The sequence below is a fragment of the Micromonospora palythoicola genome (assembly GCF_036689795.1).
Lineage (GTDB): Bacteria > Actinomycetota > Actinomycetes > Mycobacteriales > Micromonosporaceae > Micromonospora > Micromonospora palythoicola.
In genome coordinates, this window is record NZ_JBAGKI010000024.1 from 41,956 (window position 1) to 64,601 (window position 22,646).

At 72.5% G+C, this 22,646-nt stretch carries 23 protein-coding genes; 17 read left to right on the forward strand and 6 right to left on the reverse strand.

The window, feature by feature from the left end; genetic code table 11:
- Positions 1-90 precede the first annotated feature (90 nt).
- From V5O40_RS13535 to V5O40_RS13560, 6 genes are all read left to right on the forward strand, one after another.
- A complete protein-coding gene (locus V5O40_RS13535; RefSeq protein ID WP_332905747.1) occupies positions 91-546 on the forward strand; it encodes an SRPBCC family protein in 456 nt (151 codons plus the stop codon).
- Positions 547-586: 40 nt separating this feature from the next.
- On the forward strand, positions 587-1,291 hold the full coding sequence (locus V5O40_RS13540; protein ID WP_332905748.1) for a hypothetical protein: 705 nt from the start codon (positions 587-589) through the stop codon (positions 1,289-1,291).
- A 68-nt stretch (positions 1,292-1,359) separates the two neighbouring features.
- Complete coding sequence (locus V5O40_RS13545) at positions 1,360-2,307, forward strand: ROK family glucokinase (RefSeq protein ID WP_332905777.1); 948 nt, start codon at positions 1,360-1,362, stop codon at positions 2,305-2,307.
- A gap of 2 nt (positions 2,308-2,309) precedes the next feature.
- The gene (locus V5O40_RS13550) at positions 2,310-3,035 is read left to right on the forward strand and encodes an endonuclease/exonuclease/phosphatase family protein (RefSeq protein WP_408631872.1); all 726 of its coding nucleotides are present in this window, start codon (positions 2,310-2,312) and stop codon (positions 3,033-3,035) included.
- 91 nt (positions 3,036-3,126) lie between these two features.
- Positions 3,127-4,533 (forward strand): flavin-containing monooxygenase, encoded by a 1,407-nt coding sequence (locus V5O40_RS13555; protein WP_332905749.1) that lies wholly within the window; start codon positions 3,127-3,129, stop codon positions 4,531-4,533.
- A gap of 11 nt (positions 4,534-4,544) precedes the next feature.
- Positions 4,545-5,348, forward strand: a complete 804-nt coding sequence (locus V5O40_RS13560; protein WP_408631873.1) for an alpha/beta hydrolase — start codon at positions 4,545-4,547, stop codon at positions 5,346-5,348.
- A gap of 31 nt (positions 5,349-5,379) precedes the next feature.
- Here the strand turns inward: V5O40_RS13560 and V5O40_RS13565 are convergent, their stop codons facing one another.
- Positions 5,380-6,795 carry an alpha,alpha-trehalose-phosphate synthase (UDP-forming) gene (locus V5O40_RS13565; protein WP_332905751.1) on the reverse strand — a complete coding sequence of 472 codons (1,416 nt, stop codon included), beginning with the start codon at positions 6,793-6,795 and terminating at the stop codon, positions 5,380-5,382.
- Between the two features lie 175 nt (positions 6,796-6,970).
- Positions 6,971-7,816, reverse strand: coding sequence for a DUF308 domain-containing protein (locus V5O40_RS13570; protein ID WP_332905752.1), 846 nt, complete (start codon positions 7,814-7,816; stop codon positions 6,971-6,973).
- A gap of 284 nt (positions 7,817-8,100) precedes the next feature.
- On the opposite strand from V5O40_RS13570, the gene V5O40_RS13575 reads away from it, so the two are divergent.
- Complete coding sequence (locus tag V5O40_RS13575) at positions 8,101-8,811, forward strand: lysophospholipid acyltransferase family protein (RefSeq protein ID WP_332905753.1); 711 nt, start codon at positions 8,101-8,103, stop codon at positions 8,809-8,811.
- A gap of 43 nt (positions 8,812-8,854) precedes the next feature.
- On the opposite strand, the gene V5O40_RS13580 is transcribed toward V5O40_RS13575, so the two are convergent.
- A complete protein-coding gene (locus tag V5O40_RS13580) occupies positions 8,855-12,472 on the reverse strand; it encodes an ATP-binding protein (protein WP_332905754.1) in 3,618 nt (1,205 codons plus the stop codon).
- 113 nt (positions 12,473-12,585) lie between these two features.
- Here V5O40_RS13580 and V5O40_RS13585 point away from each other — a divergent pair, with 113 nt between their 5' ends.
- Entirely contained in the window at positions 12,586-12,795 is a 210-nt protein-coding gene (locus V5O40_RS13585) for a hypothetical protein (protein ID WP_210830200.1), read from the forward strand.
- A 79-nt stretch (positions 12,796-12,874) separates the two neighbouring features.
- Here the strand turns inward: V5O40_RS13585 and V5O40_RS13590 are convergent, their stop codons facing one another.
- On the reverse strand, positions 12,875-13,567 hold the full coding sequence (locus tag V5O40_RS13590) for a Crp/Fnr family transcriptional regulator (protein WP_164449224.1): 693 nt from the start codon (positions 13,565-13,567) through the stop codon (positions 12,875-12,877).
- 263 nt (positions 13,568-13,830) lie between these two features.
- On the opposite strand from V5O40_RS13590, the gene V5O40_RS13595 reads away from it, so the two are divergent.
- The 7 genes from V5O40_RS13595 to V5O40_RS13625 all read left to right on the forward strand — a co-directional run bounded on the left by V5O40_RS13595 (position 13,831) and on the right by V5O40_RS13625 (position 18,725).
- Complete coding sequence (locus V5O40_RS13595; protein ID WP_164449223.1) at positions 13,831-14,328, forward strand: polyadenylate-specific 3'-exoribonuclease AS; 498 nt, start codon at positions 13,831-13,833, stop codon at positions 14,326-14,328.
- A 108-nt stretch (positions 14,329-14,436) separates the two neighbouring features.
- A complete protein-coding gene (locus V5O40_RS13600) occupies positions 14,437-14,931 on the forward strand; it encodes a pyridoxamine 5'-phosphate oxidase family protein (RefSeq protein ID WP_332905755.1) in 495 nt (164 codons plus the stop codon).
- 156 nt (positions 14,932-15,087) lie between these two features.
- Positions 15,088-16,116, forward strand: coding sequence for a 6-phosphofructokinase (locus tag V5O40_RS13605; RefSeq protein WP_093401195.1), 1,029 nt, complete (start codon positions 15,088-15,090; stop codon positions 16,114-16,116).
- A 69-nt stretch (positions 16,117-16,185) separates the two neighbouring features.
- Positions 16,186-17,004, forward strand: a complete 819-nt coding sequence (proC, locus tag V5O40_RS13610; protein ID WP_332905756.1) for a pyrroline-5-carboxylate reductase — start codon at positions 16,186-16,188, stop codon at positions 17,002-17,004.
- A gap of 167 nt (positions 17,005-17,171) precedes the next feature.
- Entirely contained in the window at positions 17,172-17,522 is a 351-nt protein-coding gene (locus tag V5O40_RS13615) for a DUF2203 domain-containing protein (protein ID WP_164449354.1), read from the forward strand.
- Positions 17,523-17,679: 157 nt separating this feature from the next.
- Positions 17,680-18,156, forward strand: coding sequence for a GNAT family N-acetyltransferase (locus V5O40_RS13620; RefSeq protein ID WP_332905757.1), 477 nt, complete (start codon positions 17,680-17,682; stop codon positions 18,154-18,156).
- Complete coding sequence (locus tag V5O40_RS13625) at positions 18,156-18,725, forward strand: GNAT family N-acetyltransferase (RefSeq protein ID WP_332905758.1); 570 nt, start codon at positions 18,156-18,158, stop codon at positions 18,723-18,725. The genes V5O40_RS13620 and V5O40_RS13625 overlap by 1 nt, the downstream gene beginning before the upstream one ends.
- Positions 18,726-18,825: 100 nt before the next feature.
- Here V5O40_RS13625 and V5O40_RS13630 read toward each other — a convergent pair whose 3' ends face one another.
- Positions 18,826-19,497, reverse strand: coding sequence for an NADPH-dependent F420 reductase (locus V5O40_RS13630; protein WP_332905759.1), 672 nt, complete (start codon positions 19,495-19,497; stop codon positions 18,826-18,828).
- Between the two features lie 165 nt (positions 19,498-19,662).
- On the reverse strand, positions 19,663-20,151 hold the full coding sequence (locus V5O40_RS13635) for a glutathione peroxidase (RefSeq protein ID WP_332905760.1): 489 nt from the start codon (positions 20,149-20,151) through the stop codon (positions 19,663-19,665).
- A gap of 203 nt (positions 20,152-20,354) precedes the next feature.
- Between V5O40_RS13635 and V5O40_RS13640 the strand changes: the two genes are divergently transcribed.
- Together V5O40_RS13640 and V5O40_RS13645 are read left to right on the forward strand one after the other, a co-directional pair.
- Entirely contained in the window at positions 20,355-21,980 is a 1,626-nt protein-coding gene (locus V5O40_RS13640) for a glycosyl hydrolase family 18 protein (protein ID WP_332905761.1), read from the forward strand.
- Between the two features lie 155 nt (positions 21,981-22,135).
- The gene (locus V5O40_RS13645) at positions 22,136-22,618 is read left to right on the forward strand and encodes a hypothetical protein (protein WP_332905762.1); all 483 of its coding nucleotides are present in this window, start codon (positions 22,136-22,138) and stop codon (positions 22,616-22,618) included.
- The last annotated feature ends 28 nt before the right edge of the window (positions 22,619-22,646 follow it).

The following is a 22,646-nucleotide window of genomic DNA, read 5'->3' on the forward strand; positions in this document are numbered from 1 at the left end:
TCGTCGAAACCTACCCGCCCGGTCGGCCGGGAGCACATCGCAGGTGGGCGGCGCGGCACGCGGGCGGTCGCCGGACGGTAGCCTCCCACCATGGCGGACTCCTCCACCCAGTCGATCATCATCGGCGCGTCACCGGACCGGGTGGCCGCGGTCATCTGTGACTTCCCGAGCTACCCGGAGTGGACCGACGCGGTCCGGGAGGCGGAGGTGATCGAGGAGTACGAGGACGGTTACGCCAGCCAGGTCCGTTTCGTCCTCGACGCGACGGTGATGGCCGACGAGTACGTGCTGGCGTACGCCTACGCCGAGGACCTGTCCCGCGTCGAGTGGCACCTGGTGGCCCCGTCGAAGATGCAGAAGGCGCAGCGGGGCGCGTACGACCTGGAGGCCAACGCCGACGGGAGTACCACCGTGACCTACACCCTGGAGGTGGAGCTCGCGGTCGGGATGCTCGGCATGTTCCGCCGCAAGGCCGAGAAAATGATCATGGATGCGGCGTTGAAGCAGCTCAAGCGCCGGGTAGAAGCATCCGGTGCGGCGCAGTGACGCGTCCGGCGACCCGGCCGCCGCGGTAGAGGAGCCCAGCATGGGTGCGACAGATCCGGGCACGGCCCGGGAAGAGGCGGAGCGGCTGGTCGCCACTCTGCTGGCCACCGTGCGGATGGCCGCCGCCAACCCGGCGGCGGTGCCGCTGGGCCCGCTCGGCGGGATCGTGACCGGTGTCCTCGGTCACAACGACGCCCCGGGGACCGCCCCCGGTGGCACCGGGGGTGGTTTCGCCACCGGCGCGGCCGAATGCTGCGTCTGCCCGGTATGTCGGGGCATCGCCGCGTTGCGCGACCCGAGCCCCGAATTCGCCGAACGACTGGCCACCGGTGCCGGGGACCTGGCCGCTGGCCTGGCCAGTTTCCTGCGCGCCTTCGGCTCGGCCGGTCCGACCGCCGAGCCGGCGTCCGGCTCCGCCGCCGAGGCCACCGCCACCGCCTCCGCCGACCCGTACGGCGACCACGTGTGGCGCGAGGCCACCCGGACCGGGCATGATTCTCAGCCGGCACCGGAGCGGGACGTCTGGTCCGCCGCGACCCGGGTGGAGGACGTCGCCGTCCCGACCGCCGCGCCCGTCGACGCCGCCGGGCCGGTCGCACCGGCCGGACGTCGGGCGTCGACCGAGCGTCGCGTGGTGCCCGCCTCCCGGGTACCCGACGGCGAGCCCGCGCCGGGTGACGAGCCCGCACCGGACGGACGTACCGTGCCCGGCGGGCGGCAGGACGCACCAGGCGACGGGGCCTGACCAGGACGACCCGCACCACCGGCGAGGGCAGGTGTGCGCGGGTGGCACAGCAGAGGGGAGTGGCGGCGGTGACGCTGACCATCGGAGTCGACGTCGGTGGCACCAAGGTGGCCGGCGGTGTCGTCGACGACACCGGCACGGTCCTCGTGCAGACCCGACGGGACACCCCCGCCGACGACGTCGGCAAGACCCGCGACGTCATCATCGAGCTGGTCGCCGAACTGGCCGCCGGCCACGACATCCAGGCGGTCGGCATCGGCGCGGCCGGTTGGATCGACGCCAGCCGTTCCACCGTGCTCTTCGCCCCGAACCTGGCCTGGCGCGACGAGCCGCTGCGGGCGTACGTGAGCGCGGCGGTCGGGCTGCCGGTCATCGTCGAGAACGACGGCAACGTGGCGGCCTGGGCGGAGTTCCGCTACGGCGCCGCCCGCCACGCCGACGACTCGATGGTCATGTTCACCATCGGCACCGGCGTCGGCGGCGGCATCGTGCTCGGCGGCGAGCTGGTCCGCGGCGCCCACGGCATCGCCGCCGAACTCGGCCACATGCTCACCGTCCCCGACGGCCACCAGTGCGGGTGCGGCCGGCTCGGCTGCATCGAGCAGTACGCCAGCGGCAGCGCCCTGGTCCGGTTCGCCCGGGCCGCCGCCCGGCAGGAGCCGCACCGGGCCGCCGCCCTGCTGGAGTTGGCGGACGGGGAGGCCGAGGCGATCACCGGCCCGATGGTCACCGCCGCCGCCAAGGGCGGCGACCCCGTCTCGGCCGAGGCGTTCGCGCAGGTCGGCCGCTGGCTCGGCACCAGCCTGGCGGACATGGCGCAGATTCTCGACCCGCAGATCCTGGTCGTCGGCGGTGGCGTCATCGACGCCGGTGACCTGTTGATGGGCCCCACCCGCCGCTCGTTCACCGACGCGCTGGCGCAACGCAGCCGGCTGCCGGTGGCCGAGATCCGGCCGGCCGAGCTCGGCAACTCCGCCGGCGTCATCGGCGCCGCCGACCTGGCCCGGCGGATCTGACGGTGTCCTCGACACCGCACCCGGTGGCCGAGCACGGGGTGCCGCTGCGCGTGCTGTCGTACAACGTCCACGGCCAGCGCGACGACACCGCCGCGCTGGCCGCGGTGGTGCGCCAGGCGGCACCGGACGTGGTCATCGTCCAGGAGGGACCGCGCCGGTTCCGGTGGCGGGAGAAGTCGGCCGCGTTGGCCGAGTCGTTCGGTCTGGTGGTCGCCGCCGGCGGTTTACCGTCGCTGGGCAACCTGCTGTTGACCAGCCTCCGGGTACGCGTGACCGGCACCCGCTGCCGGCGCTTCCCGCTCACCCCCGGCCGGCACCTGCGCGGCGCCGCGTACGCCGACTGTCGGGTGGGCACCTCGGCCCGGTTCACGGTGGCCGGGTCACACCTGTCCACCGACCCGGTGGAGCGTCCCGGCCAGGCCGAGCTGTTCAAGCGGGACCTGGCCGCCGCGCCTCATCCGGTGATCGCCGCCGCCGACCTCAACGAGGAGCCGGGCGGGCCGGCGTGGCGCACCGTCGCCGACGGGCTGACCGACGCGGCGGTGGCGGCCGACCGGGCCGACCGGCTGACCTACTCGTGCGCGGATCCGCGCCGGCGCATCGACGCGATGTTCGTCGACGCGCGGATCACCGTGGTCGACTACGACGTGGTGGACACGCCGCTGGCCCGGCGGGCCAGTGACCACTTCCCGGTCCTGGTCGACCTGCTGCTGCCCACCACCGCCTGACATCGGCCGCTCGCCGGGCTGGACATCCCGCTCCGTTGTGGAGAGGATTTCGCGCGACCCGGCACTCGTGCCGAGACGAAGGAGACCCCCGGTGCCCACCTCCACCGAGCCCGGCCGGCCAGATCCGGAGACGACCACGCTCGCCCGCGGCCCCGACGGCCGCCCCGTCTCCGACCGGGGCGACACCGTCTGCGTCATCGGTGCCGGTGCCAGCGGCCTGACCGCCGTGAAGAACCTCGCCGAGCACGGCTTCGGGGTCGACTGCTACGAACGGGAGACCGGCGTCGGCGGCGCCTGGAACTGGCGGCACGACCGCAGCCCGGTGTACGCCAGCACCCACCTGATCTCGTCGCGGCCGTTCACCCAGTTCCCCGACTTCCCGATGCCCGACGACTGGCCGGACTACCCGCACCACGGTCAGTTGCTGTCCTACTTCGAGCGCTACGCCGACCACTTCGACCTGCGTCGGCACATCTGGTTCGGCACCGAGGTGGTGCGGGTCGAGCCGGTCGGCGACGACCGGTGGGACGTCACCACCCGCAGCACCGGCGGTTACGGTCCCGAGCGCACCTCCCGGTACGGCGCCGTGGTGATCGCCAACGGGCACAACTGGTCACCGAAGCTGCCCCGCTACGAGGGGCTCGAGCAGTTCCGTGGCGAGGTCATGCACGCCTCGTCGTACAAGGACTCGGCGCAGCTGCGGGGCAAGCGGGTGCTGGTGGTGGGTGCCGGCAACACCGGCTGCGACATCGCCGTGGAGGCCGCCCAGCAGGCGTCGCGGTGTTGGCACTCCACCCGTCGCGGCTACTGGTACGCGCCGAAGTACGTCTTCGGTCGCCCGGCCGACCAGGTCAACGACCTGCTGCTGGCGCTGCGGGTACCGCTGCGGGTCCGGCAGTGGCTCTATCACCGGACGCTGCGACTGACCGTCGGTGACCTGACCCGCTTCGGCCTGCCGAAGCCGGACCACCGGGTGTACGAGACACACCCGATCGCCAACAGCCTGCTCGTCTACCACGTGGGCCACGGCGCGATCACCCCGGTACCGGACGTCGCGCGCTTCCACCCGCACTCGGTGGAACTGACCGACGGCCGGCAGCTCGATCCGGAACTTGTCGTCTTCGCCACCGGTTACCTGCCCCGCTTCGAGTTCCTCGACGGCAAGCTGCTCGGTGACGACGAGGGGGTGGGCCGGCCCCGACTGTGGCTCAACGCCCTCGTACCGGACCATCCCACGCTCGCGGTGACCGGGCTGGTCCAACCGGACTCCGGCATCTTCCCGCTGGCCCACTGGCAGGCCGTGCTCTTCGCCCGGTTGCTGCGGGCACGCGTCAGCCGTCCGGAGCGGGCCGCCGCCTTCGCCGCCCGGGTACGCGCCGGGGCCGGTGAACGCTACTCGGGACAGGTGAAGGACTCCACCCGGCACTGGTTCGAGGTCGGGCACGCCGACTACCTGCGCGCGCTGGAGCGCGCCCTACGCGAGCTGGAGAGCAAGTGACCGAGCGGGTGATGCGCGGCTGGGAGTGGGCGCGGCCGGTGCGCCCGGTCCGGCGTGAGGTGCTCAGCGCCGTCCCGGAGTTGGAGGAGGGGCGACCGCCGCTGCTGTTCGTGCCGGGCTTCGGCCATGGTGCCTGGGCGTACGCGGAGAACTGGCTCGGACATGTCGCCGCCCGTGGCTTCAGCGCCTACGCGATGAGCCTACGCGGGCACGGCGGCAGCGCCCCGGCGCCGGAGGCGACCCTGCGGGCGTACGCCCACGACGTGGTCCAGGTGGCGGCCAGCCTGCCGCGGCGGGCAGTGCTGGTGGGACACGGCGCCGGGGCCCTGGTGGTCGCGCACGCCTTGGCCCGCTACCCGGCGAAGGCGGCGGTGCTGGTGGCGCCGGTCTTCGGCGGTTGGGCGACGCTCGGTACCGCGTTGCGCCGCAACCCGTTCGGCACCCTGCCGGCGGTCTTCGGCGCCGGATTGCGGCTCAACCGCAGGCAGCTGTTCAGCGCGGAACTGCCCGAGGCCGACGCTCGGCGGCACGCCGCGCGGCTGGGGCGGGCGGCCCGGCGGGCCCAGTGGCAGCTGTTGGCCGGCGCCGATCCGGAGCCGGCGGTGGGCGATCCGCCGGTGCTGGTGCTGGGTAGCCCGGACGACCGGGTGGTGCCGTCCGCGGCGCTGACCCGTGCCGCGCGGCGGTACGGTTCGGCTCCGCTGCTCTTTCCCGGCATGGGGCACGACCTGATGCTCGACGCCCGGTGGCGGGAGCCCATCGACGCGATCCTCGACTGGCTGATCAAGGAGCCGGGCCGCGACGACCTCGGCTGAGGTCGCCGCGGGCGTGGCCCGACGGCCGGTCTCAGCCGCCGCCGAGGTGGGCGAGCATCGAACCGCTCTGATCCAGAGTGGACAGGTAGGAGCGGGCCCAGGCCCGGATGTCGTGCTCGTGCAGGTACGCGCGCATGGAGCGCATCCGTTCCCGTACGTCGGCGGGGTCGGCCCGCACCGCCGCGAGCAGTCCCTGCTTGAGCCCCTCCAGGTCGTGCGGGTTGACCAGGTACGCCTGCGGCAGCTCGGCGGCGGCCCCGGCGAACTCGCTGAGCAGCAGCGCGCCGGTGTCGTCGACCCGGGCGGCGACGTACTCCTTGGCGACCAGGTTCATGCCGTCGCGCAGCGGGGTCACCGCCATCACATCGGCGACCCGGTAGAGCGCGGCCAGCTCGGCACGGTCGAACGGCTGGGTGAGGTAGTGGATGGCGGGCTCACCGACCCGGCCGAACTCCCCGTTGATCCGGCCGACCTCCCGCTCCACCCGGTCCCGCAGGATCTGGTACTGGCTGACCCGCTCCCGGCTGGGCACCGCCACCTGCACCAGCACCGTGTCGCGGACCTTGACGTGCCCGCCGGCCAGCAGCTCGCTGTACGCCTTGAGTCGCTGCTCGATGCCCTTGGTGTAGTCCATCCGGTCGACGCTGAGGATCACCTGGTCGGGGCTGCCCAGGTCGTGGCGCAGTCGGCGAGCCCGGTCGGCCACGTCCGGGCGGTCGGCCAGCGCGGCCATCTCGACGGTGTCGATCGACACCGGGAACGCGCCGATGCGCACCACCCGGTCGTCGATCCCGATCCGTCGGTCGGTGGCCGGCAACCCCAGCACCTTCGTCACCAGCTGGGCGAAGTTGTGCGCCGCCTGGGCGCGCTGGAAGCCGACCAGGTCGGCGCCGAGCATCCCGCGCAGCAGTTCGGCCCGGCGGGGCAGCTGCATGAACAGCTCCGGCGGCGGAAAGGGCACGTGCAGGAAGAAGCCGATGCGCAGGTCGGGTCGCAGCGTGCGGAGCAGCCCCGGCACCAGTTGCAGGTGGTAGTCCTGCACCCAGACCACCGCGCCGGGCTCGGCGACCTGCGCGGTGGCCTCGGCGAACCGCTGGTTGACCCGAAGGTAGGCGTCCCACCAGCGCCGGTGGTGTTGCGGCTGCTCGACCGCGTCGTGGTAGATCGGCCAGAGGGTCGCGTTGGCGAAACCCTCGTAGTGGTCGCGCAGGTCGTCGCCGCTGAGCGGCACGGAGTGCATCCGCACCCCGTCGATGTCGGGCAGGTCGGGCGCGGGACCGGTGCCGCCGGCCCAGCCGACCCAGGTCGCGGGGGTGTGGCGGAGCAGCGGGTGCAGCGCGCTGACCAGCCCACCGGGGCTGCGCCGCCACTCGCAGGCACCGTCGGGTGCCACGCTGTCGTCGATGGGTAGGCGGTTGGCCACCACCACGAGGGAACTCTGTCGCATCTCGGGCATTCCGATCAGCAGGGGAGTGACCGCCACGAGGGAGGAACAACCGGGCAGTCGGCGGGTGACGTGACGTACTGCGGTATTCCTACTGACAGTAAGTTACACCACTGTTACGCGCCTCGGCACGGGCCGTCGCCGTCCCGGTATCCGGACGGCTACCCTGCGCGCCGACTCAGACCACGGCGCCGTCGTCCGGGTCGCGGTCGTCGGCGTCGCCGGGCCGCAGCCGCCACACCAGCGTGACGAAGCCGGCGAGGATGCCGGTGAAACCCAGCAGCGTGACGATGCCCTGGTCGGCGGGGAGCAGATCGGGGAAGAGGAACAGCACGAAGCCGAGCAGCACGGCGAGGATGCCGGCCAGCGCGAACTTCGACACGCGGGGAAGCGGCGGTGGCGGCGGCGGTACGTAACGCTCGTCGTCGTCCGGGTCGTCGGGCAGCTCCGAGCCGAAGGTGTCCAGGCCGTCCAGCAGCGACGGGCCCTCACCGTCGCGGGGCCCACGCCCGACCGACACGCCGGAGATGTCGGCGGCCCACGGCAGCCGGCGCACGTCGGTGGCGGTCGGGCCGGGCTCGTCGGTGCCCGGTCGGGTGGCGGTGGCCGTGCCACCCCGCCCGGCCGGGTCGTCCACGTTCTCGGCGGCGGGCCACGGGTGGTCGCCGGTGTCCGGCGGGGTGTGGAAGCCGGCGACGATCCGTTCCCACTCGGCGTCGATGTCCGGCTCGCCGCCGACCCGGGCGTCGCCGGTCTCGTCGGCGAGCTGACTGAGGTAGTCCCGGGCGGTGCTCAGGTGCGAGCGGTCCACGTAGAGCCGGTCGACCGGCCGGGACGGCACGGTGGTGGTGCGGGTGACCGGGTTCAGGTCGGCCGACGGTTGCAGGTAGGCGGCGATCCCGCCGGCGGCCAGCACGTCGAGCAGGTGCTCGCCGACGCGTGGATCGACATCACCGGCGATGGCGTACTCGCTCGCGTCGAGACCGTTGTCCCGCCGTCCCCGGCGGGCCCCACCCGCTGACACCGACCATCCTCCTCATCGCGCCACCGGCGCGCCCCGCGGCCCCTCGGCGCGCCCCCGCACGCCCCGTGCCCTGAATCGTGACACGTCGAGGGTGGGTTCCGGGAGTGCCTTGTGGCGCGGCGTACGGCCGAACGCCGGCCAGGAGGTCGGTCCGACACCGAACGTGACGGGCGGTTTCGGGCCGAGCGTCCGTTGCCGCGGCCGGCCGGCGGTTCGTAGGCTCGTGCCACGATCACCCGGTCCGGCGCGGTCCGCGGTGACCAACACCTGCCGAAAGGACGCCGGTGCTCTACTGGCTGCTGAAGTACGTGCTGCTCGGCCCGCTGCTGCGGCTCATCTTCCGGCCGCGGGTGGAGGGTCTGCACCACGTGCCGGCGACCGGTCCGGTCATCCTGGCCAGCAACCATCTCTCCTTCTCCGACTCGATCTTCACGCCGCTGATCGTGCCCCGGAAGGTCACCTTCGTGGCCAAGGCGGAGTACTTCACCGGCAAGGGAGTCAAGGGCTGGTTGACCAAGATGTTCTTCACCGGCACCGGCACCATCCCGGTGGACCGCTCCGGTGGCCGGGCCGCCCGTGCCGCGCTGGACACCCAGCTGACGGTGCTGCGCTCCGGTGGCGTCGCCGGCATCTACCCGGAAGGCACCCGTTCGCCCGACGGTCGGCTCTACCGGGGCAAGACCGGGGTGGCCCGCCTGGCGCTGGAGAGCGGTGCGCCGGTGGTGCCGGTGGCGATGCTCAACCTGGACGAGATCCAGCCGCCGGGCCAGCTCATCCCGAACCTGGCCCGGGTACGGATCCGCTTCGGACCGCCGCTGGACTTCTCCCGGTACGCCGGGCTGGCCGGTGACCGGTTCGTCGAGCGGGCGGTCACCGACGAGATCATGTACGAGTTGATGGAGCTCTCCGGCCGGGAGTACGTCGACGTCTACGCCCAGCAGCTCAAGACCCAGCCCACCCCGACGACCGCGCCGGCCACTCCGGTCGCGGCCTGAGCCGCCCGCCCCGCGCGGGTGTGCGGCGCGGCCCGCGCGTCGGTCAGGAGGCGAGCGTCCGGGCGGTGCCGGTGGGTGGATAGGCCAGGGCCAGCAGGCCCGGCGCGGCGTTGCGGTGCGCGAAGGCGCGCAACTCGGTCAGGGGCGCGCCGGCCGTCGCGTGGTCGTCGGTGGCCGCCAGTTCACGTACCGCGAAGGTCAGCGCCAGCATCCGGTCGGTGACGTCGGGAATGCCGGCGTAGATCTCGGCGGCGGCGAGGTGCAGCTCGGCGGCGTGCCGGTGGTTGTCGTCGAACCCGGCCAGCGCGCCGGTCACGGTCCGCAGTGCCGCCTCCGACCAGGGCGTACGGTGGCCGACCCGGTCGAGCATGGCGCGTACCCGGGCCGCGGGCTTGCGTCCGGCGAGGCTGGCCGCCCAGCCGGCCGCCGCGATCCACTCGCCACTGGCCAGCGCCGGCACCGCCGTCCACGACTCGGCCAGCTCGTCGACGAGCGCGGCGGCCTCGTCGAGGCGACCCTGCACCGCCCGGCACAACGCGCCCATCGCGAGCATCGTCCAGTGCAGCCGGTGGAAGCCGCTGCGCCGCGCGGTGTCCAACGCGGCGGCCACGTCGTCGCGCGGCGGCGCCCCGTCCGGCGCCCCGTCGGCGGGCGGGCCCGGCGGCACCGGCTGGCCGCGCAGCACCAGCAGGCACGACCGCAGGCCGCGTACCTGCATGTCCCAGCTGCCGGTCGGGGTGTTCATGCAGGCGTCGGCGGCGGTGAGCAGCCGGTCGAAGTCCCCCTCGAACCAGGCCCGCGTCGCCTCGCTCGAGTAGCTGGTGGTCAGGGTCTGCCCGCTGGCGGTGCGGGCCGGGGCGGCGGCCAGCAGCGCGTCGGAGCGTACCCAGTCGCCCTCCTCGCAGACGGCGTAGGCGAGATTCTGGGTGGCCCGGGGCAACGCGAGCAGCTGACCGGTCCGGCTGGACTCCACGATCGCGTACAACTCGTCGAGCCCGGCCCGGTCGCCGGCCTGGTACCGGGCGGTGGCCGCGGTGATCCGGGCGTTGGTGCGGATCTCGGTCAGCCCGAGCCGCTCGCCGATCTCCGCTGCCGTGTCGGCCGCCGCGACGGCCGGATCACGCTCGTAGTTGAGCATGTGCAGCCGCCCCAGCTCGGCGAAGGCGTCGGCCTTCTGCGCGCTGTCCGGCAGCGGGTCGAACAGCCGTACCGCCCGGTCCAGACAGGCCAGTGCCGCCGGTCGGTCGGCGCGCAGCCACGCCGCCTGGCCGAGCAGCGTCCAGGCCCGCGCCGCGCACGCCTCGTCGCCGTACGCGAGCAGCCGCTCGGCGAGCGCCTGCACCTGCTCCGGTCCACCGCCGGAGAGGAAGGCGTTGCCGTCGCGGTGGAACGAGATCTCAGTGCTCAACAGCTCCAACTGGAGCCGGCCCACCGGATCCGAGTCGTCGGCCAGGCCGAGCGCCCGGGCCGCGTGGCCGGCGGCGGCGTCCAGCCCGTGCAGCGCGTACGCCCGGCGGGCCGCCCGGTGCAGTGCGGCCCGGGCCGGCGCGGCGTAGCGGTTGGTCTCCATGCCCAGCGAGCGGGCGATCTCGTGCGCCGCCCAGCGGTGGTGCGCCAGCACCTCGGCCAGGTCGGTGTCCCGACTCTGCGACAGGGTGTCCAACCAGTCGGCGGTGCGATCGTGCCGGGCCACCCGCTCGGTCCGGGGCAGCCGCTGGTAGCACACGTCCCGGACCAGGACGTGTCGGAAGCGGTACTCCGGCTGGCCGGCCATCGTGGAGGTGGTCTGCTCGTGGACGAAGTCCCGCTGTTCCAGCCGACGCAGGGCACGCTCGACGGACTCGACCGGCTGGCCGACGGCGGCGGCCACCGCGCCCGGCCAGAACTGCACCCCGACCACGGCGGCGGCCAGCAGCACCGCCCGGTCCTTGGCGTCGAGCAGGTCGACCCGGTTGGCGATGACCGCGTGCACGCTCTCCGGCATCGGCAGGTCCAGGTGCTTCTCCAGCGACCAGCCACGGCCGGACTGTCGCAGCGCCCCCTGCTCGATCAGCATCCGGACGTACTCGTGGGCGTAGAGCGGATTGCCGCCGGCCACCTCCACCAGCGGGGTGAGCAGGTCGGCGGAGAACGCGGCCTGGCCGAACATGTGCGCGTACAACGCGGCGATGCCGGTGTCCCGCAACGGCGGCAGGGCGATGGTGACCGAACCGGTGATGGTCCCCGCCCAGCTCGGATCCCGGTCGACGAGTTCCGGGCGGGCGGTGCACAGCAGCAGCAGCGGTACGTCCCGCGCCGCCGCGCCCAGCAACTCCACGAAGCGCAGCATCGGATCGTCGGCCCAGTGCAGATCCTCGAAGACCAGCACGGTGGGGCGACGGGCCGCCAGGGCCAGCAGGAACCGCCGCCACGCCGACTCCGCCTCCTCCGCCGGCAGCGGGTTACCGGCCAGCCCGACCAGCGGACGCAGCGCGTCGGCCACCCGGCCCCGCTCGGCGACACCGACCAGCTCGCCGACGGCGGCGGCCAGCCGTTGCGCGGCGCTGGCCGCCGGATCGGTGTCGAGGATGCCCGCCTCGGCCTTGACGATGTCGGCGAGCGCGGCGAACGTGACGTTCTCGCCGAACGGTGGACACCTGCCGATCCGCCAGGTCAGCGGCTCGTCCACCAGCCGGCCGGTGTGCCGGTGCAACTCGCGGACCAGCCGGCTCTTGCCGATGCCGGCCCGGCCGAAGACGGTCACCACCTGGGGTCGGCGGTCGCGCAGGCTGCGGTGCAGGGCGTTGACCAGCATGCCCAGCTCGTGTTCCCGGTCGATCAGGGGAGTGGTGTCCGGTTCCCGATCGGTGGGCTGCTGACGTACCGCGGACCGGGCCAGCCACACCTCGGTCGGTGCCGACCGACCGCGCAGGGTGACCGGGGGTTGCTCGTCGTACCGGATGGTGTCCCGGGTCAGCGCGTGCGTGGCGCCGTCGACAAGCACCCCGCCCGACGGCGCCGCCGACTGCAACCGGGAGGCGGTGTTGACCACGTCGCCGGCGACGATCGCCTGCCCACCGTCGCGGGCGGCGGCCACGTCGACGAGCGCCTCACCGGTCGCCACCCCGACCCGGAAGCGCAACCCGTCGGTGCCGGTCGGGGTGAACCGGGTCAGCACCCGCTGCAACTCCAACCCGGCCCGCACACACCGCAACGCGTCGGTCTCGGTGGCCACCGGCGCACCGAACAGCGCCATCACCGCGTCGCCGATGTACTTCTCCACCACCCCGCCGTACTGGCCGACCACCCGGCGGGCCGCCGAGAAGAAGCCGGTCTGCATGCCCCGGACCAGCTCCGGGTCGGCCCGCTCGACGTACGGGGTGAAGTCGATGAGGTCGACGAAGAGCACGCTGACCCGGCGGCGATCCTCCTGGTTCAGGGCGCCCGGTCGGTCGGTGCCGGCCCGGGGCGCGCCGCAGGAGGTGCAGAAGGCCACGTCCGGCGCGAGCGGGCGCAGGCAGTGCGGGCAGACGGCACCGAGTTCCGCGCCGCAGCCACCGCAGAAGCGGTCGCCCTCGGCGGCGGTACGTCCACAGCGGTCACACTGCGCGGCGATGACACCCTCCAGTGGCAGGCCCCCGACCCCCCGGGGCGCAGCATCGAGTATCGCTGTCGGACGCACTGTCGGGTACCGGGCTGTTGGCTTGTGGACACTCAGCCGGGCAGTTCACCACGCTTCGGAACGGCTAGATTCAGGCAGCCGATTCGTTGACCGCTGATCAGGGGGACAGCTCCATGGTGTACGTGATGCTGAAGAGTGACTGGACCGACGGAAACGGGGTCGCCCACTCCGCCGGAGACTCGGTGGACGTGGACGCCGCCACCCTCGCGCAGCTCCAGGCCCAGGGGATCGTCGGCGAGGTGCCCGGCGGTGGCAAGGACGGTACGGACTGGGTCGGACCGGGTGGGACGGACTGGGTCGGACCGGGCAGCACCAAGCCCTGACCGAACGCGCGTGGGCGGGGCCGGGACAATCGTCCCGGCCCCGCCTCGGTCTTCGCCGCCGCGTTCGGTGCGGGGCCGCTCAACGCTCGTTCATGCCGGCGCGGCGGCGCAGCGCGGGCACGTCGGTGACCACGATCCGCCGGCCCTCGGTGCGCAGCCAACCCCGGCTGGCGAACGACCCGATCGCCTGGTTGACGCTCTGCCGGGACCCGCCGGCCATCTCGGCGAGCTGGCTCTGGTTCAGCTCGATGGTGATCATCGGGGCCTGGCTCTCGCCGGCGAGCCGGACCAGCGTCTTGGCCACCCGGCCGGGCAGATCGAGGAAGACGTGGTCGGCGTTCTGCTCGGTCAACCGGCGGATCAACGCACCGAGGGACCGCATCACCGCGTCGAGGATGCGCGCGTTCGAGTGCACCAGCTCCATGAAGGCCGGGCGGGACAACGCCAGCGCGGCGGTGTCCTCGATCGCCTCGGCCGAGGTCGAGCGGGTCGAGGCGTCCAGCAGGGAGACCTCGCCCAGCACGTCCGGTGGTCGCATCACGGTCAGGATCGCCCGCTCGCCGGTGGGCGCGGTCCGGAACACGGCCACCGCGCCCCGCCGCAGGATGATCAGCGACTCGCCCGGGTCGTTCTCCACGAACAGCAGCTGCCCCTTGCGGTAGGTGCGGGGCACCGCCGCGGCGACCACCCGCTGGCGTACCTCCGGCTCGAGTCCGGCGAACATGTCAACGCCGGTGAGCGCGTCGCCCGGCTCCGGCAGGCGCATCTCCACGGCCCCACCCCTCCCCGGTCAAGGACCCCAACTCGCTCACCGGGTGAGCCTGAAGGCCCTGACGAGGTGATCCGACACCCGTTCGGCGTCCGGCAGCGGTAACACATCAGATCATGACGGTCCGGTCGCGTGCTGTACACCCCTCAAATCACTTCCGTGACCGGTTCGAGCTGGGCGTGACCTCGGTGCGGGGCCATGGAAGCGCTCCCGGTGTCGCCGACCCGATGGACGGGCCGCGGTGACCGTCGGCGAGGATGGTGGCGATGGCCTACCGCTACTTCTACGACTGCGAGTTCATCGAGGACGGCCGGACCGTCGAACTGGTCTCGATCGGCGTCGTCGACGAGCACGGCCGCGAGTTCTACGCGGTCTCCACCGAGTTCGACGCGTCCCGTGCGGTGCCCTGGGTGCGTCGCAACGTCCTGGACAAGCTGCCCTCCCCGGCCGACCGGGCGTGGCGGTCCCGCGAACGCATCCGCGACGACCTGTACGAGTTCCTGGTCGAGCCGATCCGGGACCGGCCCGGCGAGGAGGTGGAGCTGTGGGCCTGGTACGCGGCGTACGACCACGTGGCGTTGGCGCAGTTGTGGGGCGCGATGCCGGCGCTGCCCCGGGAGATCCCCCGGTACACCAAGGAGTTGCGGCAGCTGTGGGACGACCGGGGGCGGCCCCCGCTGCCGAACGCCGCAGCGGCCCGACACGACGCGCTGGTCGACGCCCGGCACAACCTGGCCCGGTGGCGGGCGATGACCGGTTCGTGAGATCCGGCGATTCGGTGGTTTGACCGGAGCCGTCCCGGGCACCGGGTTCGCCGAAGGGGTCCGAGGCGAGGGAGTTGCCGGCGTGGGCAGGCGCAGGGGAGTACCGACGTGAGCGGCGGGGTGATCGGCGGCCGGCGGGCCCGGGCCCGGATCACCGAGCTGATCCGGGCCGCGCGGATCTGCGTCATGACCACGATCTCCCTCGACGGTCGGCTGCTGGGCCGGCCGATGGTGCTGCAACGGGCGGAGTTCGACGGGCAGTTGTGGTTCTTCGCGTACGCCGACTCGGCGACCGTCCGCCAGGTGCGGGTGAACCCGGAGGTCGAGCTGGGCCTGTACGACCCGCGGGCGCAGGTCTGGGCCTCGATCACCGGCAGTGCCCGGGACGACCACGACCAGGCCCGCGCCGAACGACTGTGGCATCCCGGGCTGGCCGCCTGGTTTCCGGACGGTCCGGCCACCGCCGGTCTCACGCTGGTCGGCGTGCACCCGACGGCCGCACGGTGCTGGGACGCCAGCGGTGAGCAGGTCGAGCTGATCGGCCCGGTGTGCGCCGCGCCCACCGGTGGATCCCCGGCCGATCGCCGGGAGGACGGCTACTGACCGGTAGTGGGGCGCGGTGTGCGTCGTACCGGGCGGCGACTACAGTTCGTAGGGACGGCCCGCCCCGGGCCGGCAACGGTGCCGAGGTCCGCGCTGACACATATCCTGGGGCTTGATCGGGCTTGACCAGATGCTCCCCAGGAGGATGAGCAGATCATGCGTATCGGCGTGCTCACCGGCGGCGGCGACTGCCCGGGTCTCAACGCGGTCATCCGGGCGGTGGTCCGTAAGGGCGTCGCCAGCTACGGCCACGAGTTCGTGGGTTTCCAGGACGGTTGGAAGGGCCCGCTGGAGGGCTTGTCCCGTCCGCTCGGCATCGCGGAGGTCCGCGGCATCCTGCCCCGTGGCGGCACGATCCTCGGCTCCTCCCGGACCAACCCCTTCAAGATCGAGAACGGCGTCGAGCGGATCAAGGACAACCTGGCCGCGCAGGGCGTCGACGCGCTCATCGCCATCGGCGGTGAGGACACCCTCGGCGTCGCCACCAAGCTCCACGAGCTGGGCGTCAACGTCATCGGCGTGCCGAAGACCATCGACAACGACCTCGGCGCGACCGACTACACGTTCGGGTTCGACACGGCCGTCAACATCGCCATGGAGGCGATCGACCGGCTGCACACCACCGCCGAGAGCCACCACCGCACCCTGGTGGTCGAGGTGATGGGCCGGCACGCCGGTTGGATCGCCCTGCACGCCGGTCTGGCCGGCGGTGCCAACGTGATCCTGCTTCCCGAGCGGAACTTCGACGTCGAGCAGGTCGCCGGCTACGTCGAGAAGCGCTTCCAGCACCAGTACGCCCCGATCGTCGTGGTCGCCGAGGGTGCCCAGCCGTTGGAGGGCCAGATGGTCCTGCAGAACCAGGAGCTGGACGCGTTCGGGCACGTCCGGCTCGGTGGCATCGGCCAGTGGCTGGCCGAGCAGCTGGAAGCCAAGACCGGCAAGGAGGCCCGCACCGTCGTGCTCGGCCACATCCAGCGCGGCGGCACCCCCACCGCGTTCGACCGGGTGCTCGCCACCCGGCTGGGCCTGCAGGCCATCGACGCCGCCCACGAGGGCGACTGGGGCAAGATGGTCGCGATGCAGAGCACGAACATCGTCCGCGTCCCGCTCGCCGACGCCACCGCCGAGTTGAAGACCGTGCCGCTGGAGCGGTACGCCGAGGCCGAGGTCTTCTTCGGTAGCTGATCGTCCATCCGGCGTCGCGGTCGGGCCTCGGGTCCGCCGCGACGCCGGCCCACGAAGGGGATACGCCAGGTGTCAGCCGAGGTGCACACCGTCGCGGTGATCGGCGCCGGCAAGATCGGTGAGCTGGTGCTCTCCGGGCTGCTGCGGTCCGGCTGGCCGGCGGACCGGCTGCTGGCCACCGCCCGCCGCCCGGCCCGTGCCGAGGAACTGGCCGCCCGCTACGGCGTACGGGTGGTGGACAACCTCACCGCCGTGGACGAGGCCGAGGTGCTGGCCGTCGCGGTGAAGCCGCAGGACGCCGCCGCGCTGCTGGACGAGATCGGCCCCAAGGTGCCGCCCGGCAAGCTGCTGGTCTCGCTCTGCGCCGGCCTGCCGAGCAGCTTCTTCAGCCGCCGGCTGCCCGAGGGCACCCCGGTGGTGCGGGTGATGACCAACACCCCGGCGCTGGTGGACCAGGCGATGACCGCGATCTCGGCCGGCGCGCACGCCACCGGTGAGCACCTGGCGCTCGCCGAGGAGATGTTCAAGCCGCTGGGCGCCACCATCCGGGTACCCGAGACCCAGCAGGACGCGGTGACCGCCCTGTCCGGTTCCGGTCCGGCCTACTTCTACCTGCTGGTCGAGGCGATGACCGACGCCGGCATCCTGCTCGGCCTGCCCCGCCAGGTGGCGCACGACCTGATCGTGCAGACGGCGATCGGGTCCGCGGTGATGCTGCGCGACTCCGGCGAGCACCCGGTCAAGCTGCGCGAGGCGGTCACCTCACCCGCCGGCACCACCATCTCCGCCATCCGCGAGTTGGAGAACCACGGCGTCCGCGCCGCCCTGCTGGCCGCCCTAGAAGCCGCCCGCGACCGCGCCCGAGAACTAGCCACCCAAGCCGAGTAACCCCTCCCTCCCCACCCCCCGTTCATCCCCGTTGATCATGAGGTTAGCGGCAGTAGTCGATCTTTGAAGTGCCGCTAACCTCATGATCAACGGGAGTGGGACGCTTTCGGCGTACCGAAGTGTGGTGGGGGGTCGGTGCGGTGATCGGGGTGGCGCATACTGGCGCGGTGTTCACTCTCGCTCAGGCTCGGCACCTGGTGGCCACCCTGCATCCCCGGATCGAGGAACTGATCCGGGTCCGGGCCGACCTGGCCGAGTTGCAGGCCGACCTGGCCGGCCACGGGCTCAGCGCGCTCGGTGGTCGGGCCGAGGTCAAGGGCCTGGAGGCCCGGCTGTACGCGGTCCTCGACGAGATCCAGCAGCACGGCATCGAGGTCAAGAGCGTGGCACCGGTGCTGCTCGACTTCCCGGGTGAGCGCGAGGGGCGACAGGTGCTCTGGTGCTGGCTGGAAGGGGACACCGACGTGCGCTGGTACCACCGCGCCGACTGCGGCTTCGCCGGCCGCCGCCCGATCTGACCCTGCCCCGGCCGGAACCCGCGGCACTCGCCGTCGTGCCGACCCGATCGCTGCCGGTTCCGCAACGGTCCCGCGGGCGTGCCGAGCCTCGGCCGGTGGTGGGCGGCCGGGGAGGCGCCGGTCGGTGCCGAGACGCGAGGGCGGCTAATCTCTGCCGGTGAGTGGAGTGCGGCGGGCGAGTGTGGACGACGCCCGGGAACTGGTCCGGTTGCGGGCGGTCATGTTGGCCGCGATGGATGGCGTGCCACCGGAGCCCGGCGAATGGCAGCACACCGCCCTGCGTACGCTCCGGCGGCAGCTGCCGGATCCGGAGGCCGACCTCGCCGCCTACGTGGTGGATGCGCCGGGCCGACCGGGGACGCTTGCCGCCTGTGCGGTCGGGGTGGTCGACCTGCGGCTCGGCGGGCCGGCGGATCCGAGTGGCCGGTGCGGGTACGTCTTCAACGTGGCGACCGACCCGGCGTACCGTCGTCGGGGTTTCTCGCGGGCCTGCCTGGGCGCGGTGCTCGACTGGTTCACCGAGCGCGGCGTGCGCACGGTGGACCTGAAGGCCAGTCCGGAGGGCGAGCCGCTCTACCGGGAGCTGGGCTTCCGTCCCACGTCGATGGCCGGGATGCGGCGAGGTGGGCGCTGATGTTCGCCCTGGCGTTGGGTGCGGGAGCCGAGCTGCGGCCGCTGAATCCGTGGCACGCCGAGGAGTTCCTGGGCAATCTGGATCGGGCCCGGGAGCACATCGCGCCGTGGGTGTCGCCGTCCTTCGTGGCCCCCGACCTCGACCGGGCGCGACACGTGCTCCAGCGTTACGCCGACCGGTGGGCCCGCGACGACGGGGGCATCTGGGGGATCTGGTCGGGCGGCACCCTGGTCGGCGGGGTGCTGCTGGTGTCGCTCGATGCGGCGTCCGGGGTGTGCGAGGCGGGCTGCTGGCTGGAACCGGCCGCCGAGGGACGGGGGCTGGTGACCCGGGCGGTCGAACGGCTCATCGACTGGGTGCTCGTCGAGCGCGGGCTGCACCGCGTCGAGTGGCGCACCAACGCCGGCAACGTGCGTAGCATCGCGGTGGCCCGCCGGCTGGGCATGCGCCGCGACGGTGTGCTGCGGGACGCGTTACCGGGTCCGCAGGGGCGTATCGACCTGGAGGTCTGGTCGGTGTTGGCCCCTGAGTGGCAGGCCCGACGCGCCGGCAGTGACGAGCCGCGCTGAGCCGAGGATCGGGCGGGCGCCGGCAGTGGCGAGCCGCGTTGAGTCGAGGTGAGCTTGGGCGTATCCACGGGGCTGGCGTCGGGTGTCGGAGTGCGGCCGGTCAGCCGGCGGCAGCGAGGGCGGAGCGCAGGATGCCCGTGCCGGCCGGGGCTTCCCGCGCCGCGTCCGAAGGATCAGCGGAGTAGATCACTCCGTAGGCCGGGGTGTCCGGCTGGAAGCGCCAGCCTTCGGCGAGCGCACCGACGTCTACCGCGTCGTACCCGATCCGGTCCAGGAAGTCGGTCACGGTGGCCTTGGCCTCGGGGTCGTCACCGGCGATCGGCAGCGCGGTACGGTCGGCGGCGCCGCCGGGCCGGGCCAGGGTGAGCAGGTGCTTGAAGAAGATGTTGTTGAACGCCTTCACCACGCGGGACTGCGGCAGGTGACGTTGCAGCAGCTCGCTGCTGGTGACCGTGCCCTCGTCCAACTCGGGGATCTGACCGTCCCGCTGTGGGTAGTAGTTGTTGGTGTCGATGACCACCTTGCCGGTCAGCGGCTCGGCCGGCACGGACCGGTACGACTTGAGCGGAATGGTGACCACCGCCAGATCACCGGCGTGGGCCGCCGCCTCGACGGTGCCGGCGCTCGCCCGTGGTCCCAGCTCGTCGACCAGGTCGGCCAGGGTCGCCGGCCCACGTGAGTTGCTCAGCACCACGTCGTACCCGGCGTCCACCGCCAACCGCGCCACCGTCCCGCCGATGTGCCCGCTGCCGATCAGCCCCACCGTCGCCATACCGCACCCCTCCACCGCGCTGGCCTGCCTCGAACCTACCTCGCTCCGCCGGCGCACCCACCGGCTCGTCGATCATGCAGTTCCGGTCGGTCCAATAGTGTGCGAAAGCCACAAAAGGGCGACCACAACTGCAAGATCGCCGAGGCGGGGGTGGGGGTGGGGTGGTTATGCGGGGAGGGTTTTGTCGATGGTGGCGCGGAGGGTGGGGTCGTCGGGGGTGACGGTGGGGGCGAAGCGGGCGGCGACGGAGCCGTCGGGAGCGACGAGGAACTTCTCGAAGTTCCAGCGGACGTCACCGGCGTGTCCGTCGGCGTCGGCGGTGTCCACCAGGGCCGCGTACAGCGGGTGGCGGTCGGGGCCGTTCACCTCGACCTTCTCCGTGATGGGGAAGGTGACGCCGTAGTTGACCTGGCAGAACTCGCTGATCTCCGCCGCGCTGCCCGGTTCCTGGCCGGCGAACTGGTTGCACGGCACGCCGAGCACGGTCAGCCCGCGGTCGGCGTACTCGTCCTGCAGGGCCTGTAGGCCCGCGTACTGCGGGGTGAGGCCGCAGCGGGAGGCGACGTTGACGATCAGCAGGGCGCGTCCGCGGTACTGGGCGAGGTCGGCCGGGCCGCCGGCGAGGGCGCCGATCGGAATGTCGAAGACGGTCATGCCCGGAGGTTACCCGCCGCGCCGGTGCTCGCGGGCGCGGCGGGTGGGGTGAGGTTACCGAGTGGTATCCGACCCTTGGCCGGCGGTGATGTCGATCTGGCCGTCCGGGGCAATCGATACATGGACATCTTGACGAAGTGGTGGCGTGTGAGTAGCGTCTCCTCATCCTTTTGGAAAGTTTCCTAACTGTTTGGAGACGCCACATGAAGAGATCGCTTCGCCGGGCCCTCTGGGTCGGCGCCGTGGTCGCGGTGACCGTCGCCACGGTCCCGATGGCCTCGGCGTTCGGCGCCGGAAGCGTGACCACCTCGTTCACCCGGGTGTCGGACTGGGGGACGGGGCACGAAACGCGGGTCACCATCACCAACGGGTCGGACGCCAGCGTCAGCACCTGGCGTATCGAGTTCGAGCTGCCCTCGGGCACCAGCATCAGCAGCTCCTGGGACGCCGACGTCACCCGCAACGGCAACCGCTATGTGGCGGTCAAGAAGAGCTGGGCCGGTGCGCTGGCCCCGGGCGCCTCCTTCAGCTGGGGCTACAACGGCACCGGCGGGTACCGGGCGCCGCTGAACTGCACGATCAACGGCGCGTCGTGCGGCGGCGGCACCCCGCCGCCCACCACCGCACCGCCCACCACCACCCCACCGACGACCACGCCGCCCACCACCCCGCCGCCGACCACCCCGCCCCCGACCACCACGCCGCCGAACCCGGGCGCACAGAAGGTGGTCGGCTACTTCGCCCAATGGGGCGTCTACGCCCGCAACTACCACGTGCGGAACATCCACACCAGCGGCTCGGCCGCGAAGCTGACCCACATCCTGTACGCCTTCGGCAACACCACCGGCGGCCGGTGCACCATCGGCGACAGCTACGCCGACTACGAGAAGGCGTACACCGCGGCGGACAGTGTCGACGGCGTCGCCGACACCTGGGACCAGCCGCTGCGCGGCAGCTTCAACCAGCTGCGCAAGCTCAAGAAGATGTACCCGCACCTCAAGGTGATCTGGTCGTTCGGTGGCTGGACCTGGTCCGGCGGCTTCACCCAGGCCGCGCAGAACCCGACCGCCTTCGCCGAGAGCTGCTACAACCTGGTCGAGGACCCGCGCTGGGCGGACGTCTTCGACGGCATCGACATCGACTGGGAGTACCCGAACGCCTGCGGTCTGACCTGTGACGCCAGCGGCCCGAACGCGTTCAAGAACGTGGCCAGCGCGCTGCGTGCCCGGTTCGGCTCGAACAACCTGGTCACCGCCGCGATCACCGCCGACGGCAGCAACGGCGGCAAGATCGACGCGACCGACTACGCCGGTGCCGCCACGCACCTCAACTGGATCATGCCGATGACGTACGACTACTTCGGCGCCTTCGCCCCGCAGGGCCCCACCGCCCCGCACTCGCCGCTGTACTCGTACTCCGGCATTCCGCAGCAGGGCTTCTGGTCCGACGCGGCGATCCAGAAGCTCAAGAGCAAGGGCATCCCGGCCAACAAGCTGCTGCTCGGCATCGGCTTCTACGGCCGGGGCTGGACCGGGGTCACCCAGTCCACGCCGGGCGGCACCGCGACCGGGCCGGCGCCGGGCACCTACGAGCAGGGCATCGAGGACTACAAGGTGCTCAAGAACACCTGCCCGGCCACCGGCACCGTCGGCGGCACGGCGTACGCCAAGTGTGGCAGCAACTGGTGGAGCTACGACACCCCGTCGACCATCGGCGGCAAGATGACGTACGCCAGGAACCAGGGCCTCGGTGGCGCCTTCTTCTGGGAGCTCTCCGGTGACACCGGCAACGGTGAGCTGATCAGCGCCATCAAGGGCGGCCTCGGCTGAGCCGACGGTCGACGCACCACCCACACGACGGGGAGGGGCCCCGCACCGGCCCCTCCCCGTCCGGCGTGCCCGGGGTCGATCTCGATGCCCGCACGGCGGTGTGACAGACTCGCCGCTCGACCGTGTCTCGATGTCCGCCATCGAGGGAGGTGACGATGCGGGTCACGAACCGGCGTCCGGCGGGTACCGCCGCGCTCCTCGCCAGCCTGCCGTTCGCACTTGTCGGCTGTGGTTTCGTCGGCGGTGAGCCCGAGGCGGAGCAACCCGGACGGGCACCGGCCGAGGAGGCCATGCTGAAGTCCCGCGAGCGGGTCCAGGCGTACCTGGACGCGATGGCGGCCAAGGACGTGGCGGCCGGTCGTAGCCAGCTCTGCGCGGTGCTGCACGAGGCGTTCGACGCCGCCGCCACCGAGCCGAACGGCGACTTCGCCGACCACTTCGAGGTGTCGAAGTCCGAGATCACCGACATCCGGCCCGGCCCGTCCGGGCAGGAGGTCAGCACGAAGGTCACGGTGGCCGTCGGCAAGAAGAAGGCCACCCGTCCGCTGCTGTTCACCGTCACCCGCGACGGGCTCGACTGGTGCATCTCCGACGAGCGGCCCGGCGGGCACAGCCCTGCCCCGGCACCCACGCCCTGACCTGCGCCACCGTCGAGGGTCGTCCATC